The organism is Streptomyces albicerus, assembly GCF_008905045.1.
Classification (GTDB): Bacteria; Actinomycetota; Actinomycetes; order Streptomycetales; family Streptomycetaceae; genus Streptomyces; species Streptomyces albicerus.
The window spans coordinates 50,433-63,297 of the sequence record NZ_VWMY01000002.1 but is presented as its reverse complement, the minus strand read 5'-3'; the positions used below and the strand labels follow the sequence as shown (position 1 = coordinate 63,297).

The following is a 12,865-nucleotide window of genomic DNA, read 5'->3' as shown; positions in this document are numbered from 1 at the left end:
GCCGGGCCGGGCCGCCTGTCGAGCGCGGCCGGATGCCGTCCCCGACGGCTGCGGGACCTGCGCATTCCGATAGCCTCAGCGCCGTGACGGAACAGCACTCCCACCAGTTCGAACGGGGCACCGACGGCCCCAAGGTCATCGTGGTCGGCGTGGACGGCTCGGACTCCTCGCTGCGCGCCGCCGCCTACGCCGCCGGCCTGGCCCGGCGGCAGGGGGCGCTGCTCACCCTGGTGTACGTCCAGCCGGTGATGGCGGCGGGCACCGCGGTCGGCGCCCCGGTGGCCGAGACGACCGACACGATCGCCCAGGAGCTGGCCCGGGAGATCCGTGAGGCGACCGAGCAGGTCAAGGACATATTCGACATCCGCTGGGAGTTCCACACCTTCCGCGGCGACCCGTACAACGGCCTGGTCTCGGCAGCCGATCAGCTGAAGGCGGACGCCGTCGTGGTGGGCGCCTCCGAGCAGGCGGGACACCGGATCATCGGCTCGGTGGCGATCCGGTTGGTAAAGGCGGGGCGGTGGCCGGTGACGGTGGTGCCGTAGTCCGCACGGAGGGCGTGTTCCGGGCGGCGCGGCGAGCGGTTCGGCAACGCCCCAAAGGGGCGCGGGGAACTGCGCGACCAGCCACAACGGACCCGCGGACGAACCACCGCACTTCCAGCGGAGCGCTCACGCCGCCCGCAGTGCGTCCCCGCGCGGCCGCTCGAGGATCTTCAGGCGTCCCTCGGCCTCGATCCGGGCGGTGGTCACGCGCTCGGGACAGCACCTCCTGAACATCGAGGTGAAGTGGGTGCCGTAGTGGATGTACTCGTCGGCGCCGGCTTCGGTCAGGGGGCGGACCACCGCGTTGAAGCCGGGTTCGTGGAAGTAGGCGAGGGTGTACCGCTCCCGGTCGGCCAGGCGGCCGAACTCACCAACATCGGGATCTTGTTGGCGTTCGTGGTGGTGTGTGTCGCGGTGATCGTGCTGCGCTACCGGCGGCCCGATCTGCCGCGTACCTTCCGCACACCGTGGATGCCGGTGGTGCCCGCGGTGGGCGTCGGCTTCTCGATCTGGCTGATCACCTACCTGCAGTGGCAGATGTGGGTGCGGTTCGCGGTGTGGTTCGCGGTCGGGCTCGTCATCTGCTTCGGGTACTCGTACCGGCGCTCCGAGCTGGCGAAGGCGGATGCCTCGCCGTCTACCTCGCCATGACGAGACCGTCGCCGGCCGCCCCGCGGCTGAGGACGACCCTGCGGATCCGGTCGCGTACGGCGGTCACGTCCGCGCCCTGGTCGATCGCGCGGTTGAGGTCGACGACGCGGCCGGAGCCCAGGTCGAACCACTGCGGCACGAACTCGGCCTTCTCGACCTGCCAGCGGCCGCCGGGCTTGTCGGGCGGGGCGAAGGTGAAGCGGCCGATCGTGCTCTCGTTGCCGCGCGGGTCCTGGGCGCCGCCGTAGTTGTACATCGCGCCGGCGATCTGGTCGCCCATGCCGTAGATCACCCAGGTGCCGTTGACCTTCTCGTACGCCTGCGGGACATGGGCGTGGGTGCCGAGGATCAGGTCGATGTCGGGGCGGCCGTCCGTACGGGACCCGGTGAGGCGCTTGCTCAGCCTCAGCTGCCGGGTGTCGGGCTCATCCTGCCATTCGGTGCCCCAGTGCATGGACACGACCACCACGTCGGCGCCCGCTTTCCGGGCGGCCCGGGCCTCCGCGACGATCCGGTCGGGGTCGATGAGGTTGACGGCCCAGGGTTTGCCGGCCGGGAGCGGGATGCCGTTCGTGCCGTACGTGTACGCGAGATGGGCGACCTTGGCGGTGCCGGCCTGCATGATCGTGGGCGCGCTCGCCTCGGCCGAGCTGCGGGCGGAGCCGGCGTGCCGCACGCCCGCCCGGTCGAGGGCGTCGAGGGTGCGGTGGATGCCGGCGGAGCCGTCGTCGAGGGTGTGGTTGGAGGCGGTCGAGCAGCCGTCGTAGCCGGTCGCGGCGAGGCCGTCGGCCACCTGCGGCGGGGACTTGAAGGTGGGGTAGCCGGTGTAGTCGCCGTCTGCTCCGTACACGGTCTCCATGTGGCAGATCGCCAGGTCGGCGCGGGCCACGACGGGTTTGACGCCCGACAGCATGGGGCGGAAGTCGTAGCCGTAGCCGCCCGCGTCGGCTTTCGCCTTGTCGATGATCGAGCTGTGCGGGAGGACGTCCCCCGAGGCGACGAGCGTGAAGCTCTTCGCCGGGGCGCCGCCGCCGACCGGGCTCCCCCGGCGCTTCGGCCCGTCCTGCCCCTGGCAGCTCGCGGCGGCAGTGACGCAGCACAGGACCGCGAGGGCCGCTGTTGCCTGCCGGGTGCGCAGTGTCCTCGACATCCTTGATCTCGCTCCAATGCGGCCCAATGCGGCCCAATGCGGTCATATTTAATTACGAACTGATATGTATCCACATACGGGTGCCTACGGGAGTCAAGAAGCCGCCACTGTCGCTCACCCGTCCGGTGCTTCCGGACGGGGCCATCGGGGCGAACCGAGGCGCGGAGGCGGAGCCTTCCGTCCCGGTTGACCGTTCGTCGTACCGTTCGTCGACGGGTTCGACCGTCTGCCGACGAGCCGTGTCCGTGCCCTGTCCCGGCGGACCGCCCTGCGCTGGCATACGGCCATGACGGCCGCCACGACCATGACCAGCAGGACGACCGCCGAGCACGAGCTGGCCGAATTGCAGCGGGAGCACGGCGCACCGCTCTTCGCCCTGATGCTGAGGCTCTCCGACGGAGACCGGCAGCGCGCCGAGGATCTGGTGCAGGAGACGTTCGTACGCGCCTGGCAGCATCCCGAGGCGCTGCGCGCCGACGACTTCGACTCCGTACGCCCCTGGCTGCTGACCGTGGGGCGCCGACTGGCGATAGACGCGCGGCGGGCCCGTCAGGCGCGGCCCGCCGAGGTCGGGGACGCCGTGCTGGAGAGCGCACGGGTTGCCGCCGATCACGCGGAACGCTCCGTGGCGACCCTCGATGTGCGAGAGGCTGTGAAGACACTCACTCCCGAGCACCGTGAAGTCCTGGTGCAGGTGTATTTCCGGGGGGCGAGTGTGGCGGAGGCCGCCGCAGCCCTCGGGATTCCGCCCGGTACGGTGAAGTCTCGCGCGTACTACGCGCTGCGCGCCCTGCGCCGGGTTCTTCCGGGATACGCGGCCGACCTGCGGTGAAACCGACGGTCGAGTCAAACCTCCGTAAAGCGCCTGCTGTGGATCATGGTTGAGTAATCAGCTGTCTTCATCCGTGTTCCGGACTGAGGCCCGGCGTTGGGCGACGCGCACGCACCGGAGGAAGGCAGGAAGGGATGCTGCACAGAGGTCAAGAGAGCACGGACGGCACCGGCGGTGGTGAACTCACCGTCCCCATGGCGTGGTTGTACGCCGAGTACATCGCCGACGAACTGCTGCGGACCGGCGACCTGATGCCGCCCACGTCCTTCGAGTTCCGCGCCGGGCGCGATGCCCTGGCGCTCACCATCTTTCTGTCGGACACGAGCGGCGAGCTCTCCGGCATCCGGGTCGTCTCCCAGTTGGAGACGTGGCTGTCGCTGACGGCGTACGACCAGCCGTGGCAGGACTGGGTGCGCGAGCGCATGGCCCGGCTCGCCGCGGAGGCGGTCGAATCGGGTGGCCCCGCACCGGACCTGGACCTGGCTTCGGCGGCCTGGCGCTGGCTGGAGGAGACCGAGCTGCTCGCGCCCGACCTGGACGCGGTGCCGGGCGGTGGTCCGGTCATCGGGGAGGACGACGGCCCGAAGGTCTGGACACCGGCCTGGCAGCTGGGGCTGCCGCTGGGACATCTGGCGATCCATCTTTTCTGACCGATTTTTCCGACCGACTCTCCGACCTACTCCCCTGACCAGTTTTTTCTGAACCTCGACCAATCCGAGGGCACGACCGCTCCGAATCTCTTGGTTGGTTTCCGACGGGACTTGAGTGATTCGGCGGTCTCCTGCGTACCGGTGGGCAAGCAGCTACTCCCCGCACACACACCCCATCGGCACCGAGGATTTGGTATGAGGTCGCTGGAACGCCACCGCGACGTCGGCGCATATGCGCTCGGCGTGCTGGACGAGGCGGATGCCTTCCGCTTCGAGGACCACCTCATGGAGTGTCCCCAGTGTGCGGTTCAGATACATGAACTGGCAGCCACCACACGGTCGTTGCAGGCATACGCCCAGGCAACGCCGCGGTCGGTGCACCCCATGACACAGGCCGGGCCCGCCCTGCTGGACCGGCTCCTGGAGGACGTCGTCTCGACGCGCCGGAGCGGACGCAGGCGCTGGCTGTTCGCGGTCGCCGCCGCCGTCGTGTTCGCCGTGGGCGGGCCCGCGGTCGCGGTCTTCACCGGGAACGACGCCTCGAACGGCGAGACCCTCGCCGCGACCGACCCGGGTTCGGGGGTGTGGGCCGAGGTCACCACCCTCAACCGGGCCTGGGGCAGCGAGGTGGGCCTCAAGGTCAAGGGCGCCTCCGGTGCCCTGCCCTGCGAGCTCGTCGCCATCGGCCACGACGACTCGGAGCAGGTCGTGCTGAGCTGGACCGCACCCAAGGAACCCGGGAAGAAGCCGTCCGACGCCATGCAGGGCGCGGCCGCGTGGCATCCGGACGAGATCGCCCGGTACGAGGTGCGCCGCGCGACGGACGGGCAGCGGCTGGTGACGCTCAAGGCTCCCTGAGGCAGGGACGCCTGACCGCCCCTCACGTCCTCGTGCGCTACTTCAGGAACTTGGACATCCTCCGGTCGGCGAGGGGCTTGCCGCCCGTCTGGCAGGTCGGGCAGTACTGGAGGGACGAGTCGCTGAAGGAGACCTCGCGGATGGTGTCCCCACAGACCGGACAGGGCTCCCCGGTGCGGCCGTGGACGCGCAGGCCGCTCTTCTTCTCGGCCTTCAGCCGGCCCGCGGCGAGCCCGTGGGAACGCTCGACGGCCTCGCTGAGCGTGCTGCGCAGCGCCTCGTACAGCCGCCGTCTCTCCTCCGGAGTCAGGCTGGAGGCAAGCTTGAAGGGCGACATCTTCGCGGCGTGCAGGATCTCGTCACTGTAGGCGTTCCCCACTCCCGCGATCAGGCTCTGGTCGCGCAGTGCACCCTTGAGCTGCCGGCGCTCGCCGTCCAGCAGCTTCGCGAAACGGGTCTCGTCGAAGTCGTCGGCCAGCGGGTCCGGGCCGAGGCGGGCGATGCCCGGCACCTCGCCCGGGTCCCGTACGACGTACACCGCCAGCCGCTTCTGAGTGCCCGCCTCCGTGAGGTCGAAGCCCTCGCCGGTCTCCAGGGCGACACGCATCGCCAGCGGCCCCTTGCCCGGCCGCGGCGGCCCGTCGGGCAGCCGGTCCTTCCACTGCAGCCAGCCCGCACGCGCCAGATGCGTCACAAAGCGCGGCCCGCCGTCCGTCTCCAGATCCAGGAACTTGCCGTGCCGGTGCACGGCCACGACCTCCCGCCCTTCGAGGGCGGTGAGCGGCGGCTCGTACGTCTTCAGCACACTGATCGCTACGGGCAGCACGCGCACGATCTCGTGACCGACGAGGTGGTCGGCCAGAAAGTCCTTCAGCGCTTCGACTTCAGGCAGCTCCGGCATAGATCCAGGGTGCCATCAGTGCCTCGTCAGGGGCGCGGGGCTGTGACACTACGCGGCTCCGCCGCGTGGGCGCGATCAGCCACAGACGGCCCGCACGTAACAACCGACCGGCCCCACCCCACTCACTCCCGGTCCGACGCCAAGAACTCGCACCACACACACTTGCCTCCGCCCCGCGCCTCCACACCCCACACATCCGCGAGCCGGTCCACCAACAGCAGCCCCCGCCCGGAAACCCCGGACTCCCCCGCCTCCCGCCGCCGCGGCAGCGCGCTCGACGCGTCCTCCACCTCGACACGGATGCGCCGGTCGGAACCCGCGAGGACGCGCAACGTCACGATGGCGGAGCCCTCCGTGTGCATCAGGGCATTGGTGATCAACTCATCCGCGACCAACTCGATGTCGTCAGCCTTTTCACGCGCCCCCCAGGCGCGCACAGCCGCACGGATCATGTGCCGGGACTCGGCGAGCGCCTCGGGATCGCCGGGCCCGACGAGCTGCTGGAGCCGACCGCCGGAACGCTGCGCGTCGAGACCTATGCGGCGCAGCAGAAGCAGCGCCACGTCGTCCTCGCCGCCGCGTTCCTCGGCCACGTCGATGAGCCGGTCGGCGAGGTCGCGTACGTCGTCGGGGCCCGTGGAGATGAGCGCCCGGAGGGTCCGCATGCCCTCGTCGAGATCGATCCCGGGCTGTTCGACGAGGCCGTCGGTGCACAGCAGCAGGGTCTGGCCGGGGTCGAGTTCGATGGTGTTGACCGGGTATTCGAGGCGCCCGAACTCGGCGGACAGGCCGAGCGGCAGGCCTCCTTCGACGGGGAGTCTGTGGCAGCTGCGGTCCGTGTCACGGACCAGCGCGTCGATGTGGCCCGCCCTGACGACCTGCATCACGCCGGTGGACAGGTCGGCCTCCGCGTACAGGCAGGTCGCGAAGCGTTCGGTGTCGAGTTCGTGCAGGAAGACGGAGGCGCGGGCCATGACAGTGGCGGGGGCATGGCCCTCGGCCGCGTAGGCGCGCAGGACGATCCGCAGCTGGCCCATGACGGCGGCCGCGTGCGTGTCGTGGCCCTGGACGTCGCCGATGACGGCGCCGACGCGGCCGCCCGGCAGCGGGATGACGTCGTACCAGTCGCCGCCGATGTCCCGGCCGACGGAGCCGGAGCGGTAGCGCACGGCGATGTCGGCGCCGGGAACGCTGGGGATGGAGCGCGGCAGCATGGCCTGCTGGAGGCCCTGCGCGAGGTCCTTCTCCTGTTCGTAGAACATGGCCCGCTGGAGGCTCTGCGCGATGCTGCTGCCGAGCGCGACGAGGACGTTGCGGTCCTCGGCGGAGAAGCCGCGCCGGTCGTTGTAGAGCAGCCCCATGGCACCGATGGGCCTGGCCTGTGCGATGAGCGGCAGATAGGCGGCCGAGGTGATGTCCAGGTCGGTGATGTGCGGCCACAGCAGCGGGTACGACTCGGCGAACTCCTCCGGCGACTCGATGAAGCGCGGGGCGAGGGTGCGCACGACCTCGCTCATCGGGTACTGCTCGTCGATACGGGTGACCAGGGTGCCCGGCACGAAGCTGCCCTCGGGGCCCTCGGCGACCAGCCGGATCCGGCCCGCCTCGACCAGGCCCATGACCAGACTGGTCGCACCGAGATGGGTGACGCCGTGGGTGTCCTTGAGGACGTCGATGACGTCCTGGACCGTGTGGGCGTGCGCGAGCGCCGCGGTGGTGATCTGCACGACGTTCGTCTGCTGGCGGCGGGCCTCGTCCAGAGCTGCCTGCTCGCGGCGGGCCTCGGCCTCGCTGAGTTCCTGGGTGGCGTCGCGGATGATGCCGATGATGCGGCGCGGCCGGCCCGTCTCGTCGCGCCGGATGTAGCCCTGGGTGTGGGTCCAGCGCAGGGTGCCGTCACGGCGGCGGACGCGGAAGTACGCCCCGTAGTTCTCGCTGCCGTCCTTGATGGCCTGGGAGACATGGGCGTCGAGGCGGCGGGCCTCCGTCGGGGGCACCCGTATGGACAGCGTGTCGGGGCGGCCGTCGTACTCGTCGGAGCGCACGTCGAAGATCTCGTGGGCCACGGCATCCATATGCATGAGGCCGGTGTCGAGGTCCCAGTCGAAGCTGCCCATGCGGTTGAGCGCCAGGATCGGATCCGGGTGGGCGGGCCAGTCGTCCGGGAGTGACAGGGCGCTCGCTCCCCGATCAACCATGGCCTTACCTTGCCAGGATTTGGCCGAATATTCGACTTGTGGGTATCGCCGACGGACCACTCAGCTGTCCAGCGTGTCGAGAGCCGAGTCCACGCTCGACTCGTCGGGGATGAGGCCGCCGCCGTCGGGTACGTCGGCGCTGTCCGGGACGCTGTCGGGGCCGACCTCGCTCTCCGGGGAGTCCTCCGAGGAATCCAGGGGCGGCTCGGGCTCCACGACGTCGGACTCGTCGGGCACCGTCGTGTCGGGCAGCGTCTCCGTCTCCGGGGCGGTGTTCTCATCGGGAGGCGGGAGCGGCTCGTCGCCCGGGGTTTCCGGTGTGGCTGTGACGGTGGCAGTGGGGCAGTCCTCTGGGGTCGAGGGGTCCATGGGCTCCTCGGTCGGGGGCTCGTCCGGCTCGCCCGGGGTGACGGTCACGGTCGGCGTGACGCAGTCGGTCGGTGACTCGTCGGGGCTCAGGGACTCGTCGGGGGTTTCCGATGAACCATCGGGCGACGACTCATCGGGCGACAGCGACGACATGCCCGGGCTCCGGCTCTCCGGGTCGTCGACGGGCGGCGGCACGACGCGGTCCTCGTCGCCGTCGTGGTCGCCGATCCTCCGCTCGATCCACGTGTTGTTCTGGATGTTGATGATCGTGATGTTGACGATCATCTGCGGGGCCGGGGTCACCACGATGACCTTGGCGGGCCGGTAGCCCGGCCAGGGGCTGCCGTTGTGTCCCGGGGTTCCCTCGAAGGCGACCGGCGGCTTCAGCGGGTTGCCGCAGGCGCAGCGCACGCGCGGTACGCCGCGGTTGTCGACGAGGACGGCGGTGCCGGCCTGGAGTACGGACTGGTAGCTGGTCGGCCGGCCGTCCCGGAAGCCGTGGTTGGTGACCCTGGTGTCGGCGCGCAGCACGACCGAGGTCAGGCCGCGCAGATAGTCGGGGATGCCGGGCTGGGAGACGCCGGCGGCCTGCGCGAAGGCGCGTGCCTTGGCCTGGTCGGCGGTGAGGAAGCGGATCTGCCGTTGGACGTCGCAGCTGCCGACTCGCTGGGTGCCGCCGTAGAGGCCCGGTGTGGCGCCCGAGACGGACCGTGCGCCTTCCGCCGTGGCCGGGGCGCTGCCCGTGGTGGGCGGCGACTGGGGCGTACGGGTGACGGGGGGCGGGGTCGCGGTCGTCGTGGCCGTGGAGCCGGTGAAGGGGTCCGGGCCCTGGGCCGCGACCGGCTGGAGGAAGACCTCGCCGTCGACGGTGCCGGAGGTGCGGGACGCCGTGTCCTCGTCGCCGCCGCAGCCCGCGACGAGGAGCGCCGCGGAGAGCGCGCAGGCCGTGACGAGGGTTCTGGTGGGTATGTGCACCACGTTCTCCCGTCCGTCCCCGTCAATCCCGGTCCATTCCGGCCAATATGTCCACCATTGTCTGCGCCGGTCCCGGGAACCCCGCAAGCCGAGAGAGTCACGCAGCGTCACAATGGAAGGGAAGGGAGCAAGCGCCGTGGAGTGGTTCACAGCCCCCGAGTACTGGACGAGCCGGATCGTCTTCCAGCGGGCTCTGGCCGTGCTCTATCTCGTCGCGTTCCTGAGCGCGGCGCTGCAGTTCCGCGCGCTGCTCGGTGAGCGCGGCATGCTGCCGGTGCCCCGGTTCGTGGCGCGAGTGCCGTTCCGGCAGGCGCCGAGCGTGTTCCACTTCCACTACTCCGACCGCTTCTTCGCGGCCTGGGCCTGGACCGGCTGCGCGGTGTCGGTGGCGCTCATCGCCGGACTGGACGGTCAACTGCCGCTCTGGGGCGCCATGGTGCTCTGGCTCGTCCCGTGGGTCCTCTACCTGTCGATCGTGAACGTCGGCCAGACCTGGTACGCCTTCGGCTGGGAGTCCCTGCTCCTGGAGACCGGCTTTCTCGCGGTCTTCCTGGGCAACGACGAGATCGCCCCGCCGATCGTGGTCCTGTTCCTGCTGCGCTGGATCCTGTTCCGCGTCGAGTTCGGGGCGGGACTGATCAAGATGCGCGGCGACGAGTGCTGGCGCAAGCTGACCTGCCTCGACCACCACCACGAGACGCAGCCGATGCCGGGCCCGCTGAGCTGGTTCTTCCACCATCTCCCGAAGCCGTTCCACCGGGTCGAGGTGGCCGCCAACCACTTCACCCAACTCGTCGTACCCGTCCTGCTGTTCACCCCGCAGCCCATCGCCACGGCCGCGGCATCGCTGATGATCGTCACCCAACTGTGGCTGGTCCTGTCCGGCAACTTCTCCTGGCTGAACTGGATCACGATCGTGCTGGCCGTATCGGCCCTGGAACTCCCCGGCACGGCCCCGGGCGTCCCCGACGCCCCGCTCTGGTACGAGGTCGTGGTCCTCGCGGTCGCCGCACTGCTCCTGGCGCTGAGCTACCACCCGGTCCGCAACATGATCTCCCGCCGCCAGATCATGAACCGCTCCTTCGACCCCCTCCACCTGGTGAACACGTACGGGGCGTTCGGCAGCGTCAGCCGGATCCGGTACGAGGTGGTGGTCGAGGGCACGGCCGACGACGTACCGCGCGAGGACGCGGACTGGCGCGAGTACGAGTTCAAGGGCAAGCCGGGCGATCCACGCCACTGGCCGCGCCAGTTCGCCCCGTACCATCTGCGGCTCGACTGGCTGATGTGGTTCGCCGCCCTCTCCCCCGCCTACGCCGGCTCGTGGTTCGCCGGCCTGATGGAGCGGCTCCTGGAGAACGACCGCGACACGCTGCGGCTCCTGCGCCGCTCCCCGTTCCCACCGGACGCACCGCCCCGCTACGTCCGGGCCCGCCTCTTCCGCTACCGGTACACCACCTGGCAGGAACTGCGGGAGACGGGCGCCTGCTGGGAGCGGACGTACGTACGGGACTTCCTGCCGCCGACGCGGCTGGACGCCATGGCTCAGAGGTCGTAGACACGGGTCGCGGTGCCCGCGAAGATCTCCTCGCGCTCGCTCTCGCTGAGCTTCTCGGTCAACTGGGCGGTGATGTGGGCGACTTCGGCGTACGAGGCGACGAGCGTGCACACCGGCCAGTCGGAGCCGAACATGATGCGGCTCGGGCCGAAGGCCTCCAGCGCCGTGTCCGCGTAGGGTGCCAGGTCGCTCACCGCCCAGTCCTTCGGGTTCGCCTCCGTGACCATTCCGGACAGTTTGCAGACGGTGTTCGGCAGGGCGGCGAGTGCGCGGATGTCGGTGGCCCAGGGTTCCCGCTCGCCCGAGGCGATGGGTGGTTTGCCCAAGTGGTCCAGCACGAAGGTGAGTTCGGGGTGGCGCTGGGCCGCCCGTACGCAGGAGGGGAGTTGGTGCGGGAGGACGACCAGGTCGTGGACGAGGCCCGCCGCGGCGACGGCTGTCAGTCCGCGGCGTACGTCCTCGCGCAGGAGCCATTCGGGGTCCGGCTCGCCCTGGACCTGGTGGCGGATGCCCTTGAGGTGGCGGCCGCCCGGCAGGTCTCGCAGCCGGGACAGCTCGTCGGCCACGCCGGGGTGGGTGAGGTCGGTCCAGCCGACGACTCCGGCGATCAGGTCGCTGCCCTCGGCGAGGGCCAGGAACTCCGGGGTCTCCTCCGCCACCGTGATCGTCTGCACGAGGACGGTTCGGGAGACTCCGGCGGCGTGCGCCTGTGGTTCCAGGTCCTCGAGGGCGAAGTTCCTTCTGATGGGCGCCAGTTCGGGTCCGGTGATCCAGTCCTGGTCCCGTACGGAGAGGTCCCACACATGATGGTGGGCGTCGACGGCAGCCGTACGTCCCGTCATGGCAGCTCCCACACGACCGGCAGCCCCGCCTCCGAACCCTCGGCCGAGTAGTCGTGCACCACGTCGAGCAACTCCGCCATCCGGGCCTGCCAGGCGATGTTGACCGGCAGTTTCTCCAGCTCGGCGAGCAGTCCCGGGTAGTCCTCGCACTCCAGGACGTGGAACAGATCGGTGCCGCTGCGCCAGATCGTCCAGGAGGTGGCGCCGGCGACGCGGATCGCGTCCGTGAGTTCCTCGGGGACCTCGCGGTGGGCGGCCTCGTACTCGGCGACACGGTCGGCGCGGACCTTGGTGTGCAGGGCGACTCTCATGACGGCTCCTCGGGCGACTCCTCGGACGGCTTCTCGCCGGGCACGGGAGCTTCGGCGGGCAGGAGATCCGCGTCCCGCAGCTCCTGCCAGAAGGCCGCGGGCACCGGCGCCGCGAACTGCTCGGCGCAGTCGCGGACTTCGTGCGGTGACCGGGCGCCGACGAGGACGCCCGCGACGGCCGGGTGGGCGGCGCAGAAGGCCAGGGCGGCGGCCCGCAGGGTGGTGCCGTGCCGGTCGGCCACCGCCTTGAGGGCCAGGGCGCGGTCCAGCAACTCGGGTGGTGCGGCCGCGTAGTTGTACGTCGCTCCGGGCTTCGGGTCGGCCAGCAGGCCGGAGTTGAAAGCGCCGCCGATCACGACCGATACCCCGCGCCGCTGCGCGGCCGGCAGCAGTTCGGTCAGCGCCCGCTGGTCGAGGAGGGTGTAGCGCCCGGCGCACAGCACCACGTCGACGTCCGTGTCGCGGACGAAGCGGGTGAGCATCTCGGCCTGGTTCATGCCCGCGCCGATCGCGCCCACCACGCCCTCCGAGCGGAGTTTCTCCAGGGCCGGGTAGCCCTCGCGGAAGGCCTGTTCGGCGTGGTCGTCGGGGTCGTGGAGGTAGACGACGTCCACCCGGTCGAGGCCGAGCCGTTCCAGACTGGCGTCCAGACTGCGGCGTACGCCGTCCGCGCTGAAGTCCCACACGCGGCGGTGCGTGGCCGGCACGGCGAAGCCGTTGGCCAGGTCGTCGCCGCCCGCTTCGGTGGGCTCCAGGCGGCGGCCCGCCTTGGTCGAGATCGTGTACGCCGACCGCGGGCGCTCGCGCAGGGCCGCCCCAAGGCGTCGTTCGGACAGGCCGATGCCGTAGTGCGGCGCGGTGTCGAAGTACCGGATGCCCGCGTCCCAGGCGGCGTGCACGGTCGCGTACGCCTGCTCGTCGCCGACCTCGGTGTAGAGGTTCCCGATGCCGGCGGTGCCGAGGGCCAGGGCGGTGATCTCGACGCCGCTGCGGCCGAGCCTGTTCACCGGCCCGCTCAATGGCCC

Annotated in this window: 13 protein-coding genes and 1 pseudogene; 6 read left to right on the top strand and 8 right to left on the bottom strand. The window is 70.7% G+C overall.

Features of this window, described 5'->3' with window-relative positions; genetic code table 11:
* Positions 1-83 precede the first annotated feature (83 nt).
* Positions 84-545 (top strand): universal stress protein, encoded by a 462-nt coding sequence (locus GAS53_RS01830; protein ID WP_151475599.1) that lies wholly within the window; start codon positions 84-86, stop codon positions 543-545.
* A gap of 126 nt (positions 546-671) precedes the next feature.
* On the opposite strand, the gene GAS53_RS01825 is transcribed toward GAS53_RS01830, so the two are convergent.
* Positions 672-845: a hypothetical protein gene (locus GAS53_RS01825; protein WP_225858664.1), complete on the bottom strand. Its 174-nt coding sequence runs from the start codon at positions 843-845 to the stop codon at positions 672-674.
* A gap of 42 nt (positions 846-887) precedes the next feature.
* Here GAS53_RS01825 and GAS53_RS01820 point away from each other — a divergent pair.
* Positions 888-1,196 (top strand): annotated as a pseudogene (locus tag GAS53_RS01820) (amino acid permease C-terminal domain-containing protein); the annotation flags it as partial.
* On the opposite strand, the gene GAS53_RS01815 reads toward GAS53_RS01820, so the two are convergent.
* Complete coding sequence (locus GAS53_RS01815; protein ID WP_151475598.1) at positions 1,183-2,346, bottom strand: CapA family protein; 1,164 nt, start codon at positions 2,344-2,346, stop codon at positions 1,183-1,185. The pseudogene GAS53_RS01820 and the gene GAS53_RS01815 sit on opposite strands and share 14 nt — an antisense overlap.
* Positions 2,347-2,632: 286 nt before the next feature.
* Here GAS53_RS01815 and GAS53_RS01810 point away from each other — a divergent pair, with 286 nt between their 5' ends.
* The 3 genes from GAS53_RS01810 to GAS53_RS01800 all read left to right on the top strand — a co-directional run bounded on the left by GAS53_RS01810 (position 2,633) and on the right by GAS53_RS01800 (position 4,686).
* Entirely contained in the window at positions 2,633-3,178 is a 546-nt protein-coding gene (locus GAS53_RS01810; RefSeq protein WP_151475597.1) for a sigma-70 family RNA polymerase sigma factor, read from the top strand.
* 134 nt (positions 3,179-3,312) lie between these two features.
* A complete protein-coding gene (locus GAS53_RS01805) occupies positions 3,313-3,828 on the top strand; it encodes a hypothetical protein (RefSeq protein ID WP_151475596.1) in 516 nt (171 codons plus the stop codon).
* Positions 3,829-4,023: 195 nt separating this feature from the next.
* Entirely contained in the window at positions 4,024-4,686 is a 663-nt protein-coding gene (locus GAS53_RS01800) for an anti-sigma factor family protein (RefSeq protein WP_151475595.1), read from the top strand.
* 37 nt (positions 4,687-4,723) lie between these two features.
* Here the strand turns inward: GAS53_RS01800 and GAS53_RS01795 are convergent, their stop codons facing one another.
* The 3 genes from GAS53_RS01795 to GAS53_RS01785 form a co-directional block, all read right to left on the bottom strand.
* Positions 4,724-5,587 (bottom strand): Fpg/Nei family DNA glycosylase, encoded by an 864-nt coding sequence (locus GAS53_RS01795; RefSeq protein WP_151475594.1) that lies wholly within the window; start codon positions 5,585-5,587, stop codon positions 4,724-4,726.
* A 122-nt stretch (positions 5,588-5,709) separates the two neighbouring features.
* Entirely contained in the window at positions 5,710-7,785 is a 2,076-nt protein-coding gene (locus tag GAS53_RS01790; RefSeq protein WP_151475593.1) for a SpoIIE family protein phosphatase, read from the bottom strand.
* A 60-nt stretch (positions 7,786-7,845) separates the two neighbouring features.
* Positions 7,846-9,129 (bottom strand): DUF6777 domain-containing protein, encoded by a 1,284-nt coding sequence (locus GAS53_RS01785; RefSeq protein WP_151475592.1) that lies wholly within the window; start codon positions 9,127-9,129, stop codon positions 7,846-7,848.
* A gap of 136 nt (positions 9,130-9,265) precedes the next feature.
* Between GAS53_RS01785 and GAS53_RS01780 the strand changes: the two genes are divergently transcribed.
* A complete protein-coding gene (locus GAS53_RS01780; RefSeq protein ID WP_151475591.1) occupies positions 9,266-10,687 on the top strand; it encodes a lipase maturation factor family protein in 1,422 nt (473 codons plus the stop codon).
* On the opposite strand, the gene GAS53_RS01775 is transcribed toward GAS53_RS01780, so the two are convergent.
* From GAS53_RS01775 to GAS53_RS01765, 3 genes are read right to left on the bottom strand one after another with little or no spacing between them, the layout of a single operon-like run.
* A complete protein-coding gene (locus tag GAS53_RS01775; protein WP_151475590.1) occupies positions 10,675-11,529 on the bottom strand; it encodes an amidohydrolase family protein in 855 nt (284 codons plus the stop codon). The genes GAS53_RS01780 and GAS53_RS01775 overlap by 13 nt on opposite strands.
* Positions 11,526-11,840 (bottom strand): L-rhamnose mutarotase, encoded by a 315-nt coding sequence (locus tag GAS53_RS01770; RefSeq protein ID WP_151475589.1) that lies wholly within the window; start codon positions 11,838-11,840, stop codon positions 11,526-11,528. The genes GAS53_RS01775 and GAS53_RS01770 overlap by 4 nt, the downstream gene beginning before the upstream one ends.
* The gene (locus GAS53_RS01765) at positions 11,837-12,847 is read right to left on the bottom strand and encodes an aldo/keto reductase (protein ID WP_151475588.1); all 1,011 of its coding nucleotides are present in this window, start codon (positions 12,845-12,847) and stop codon (positions 11,837-11,839) included. The genes GAS53_RS01770 and GAS53_RS01765 overlap by 4 nt, the downstream gene beginning before the upstream one ends.
* Between the last annotated feature and the right edge of the window lie 18 nt (positions 12,848-12,865).

Coding starts and splice junctions, on each gene's coding strand:
- GAS53_RS01815 (WP_151475598.1), bottom strand. CDS start 2,346: ATGTCGAGGACACTGCGCACCCGGCAGGCAACAGCGGCCCTCGCGGTC.
- GAS53_RS01810 (WP_151475597.1), top strand. CDS start 2,633: ATGACGGCCGCCACGACCATGACCAGCAGGACGACCGCCGAGCACGAG.
- GAS53_RS01805 (WP_151475596.1), top strand. CDS start 3,313: ATGCTGCACAGAGGTCAAGAGAGCACGGACGGCACCGGCGGTGGTGAA.
- GAS53_RS01800 (WP_151475595.1), top strand. CDS start 4,024: ATGAGGTCGCTGGAACGCCACCGCGACGTCGGCGCATATGCGCTCGGC.
- GAS53_RS01795 (WP_151475594.1), bottom strand. CDS start 5,587: ATGCCGGAGCTGCCTGAAGTCGAAGCGCTGAAGGACTTTCTGGCCGAC.
- GAS53_RS01790 (WP_151475593.1), bottom strand. CDS start 7,785: ATGGTTGATCGGGGAGCGAGCGCCCTGTCACTCCCGGACGACTGGCCC.
- GAS53_RS01775 (WP_151475590.1), bottom strand. CDS start 11,529: ATGACGGGACGTACGGCTGCCGTCGACGCCCACCATCATGTGTGGGAC.
- GAS53_RS01770 (WP_151475589.1), bottom strand. CDS start 11,840: ATGAGAGTCGCCCTGCACACCAAGGTCCGCGCCGACCGTGTCGCCGAG.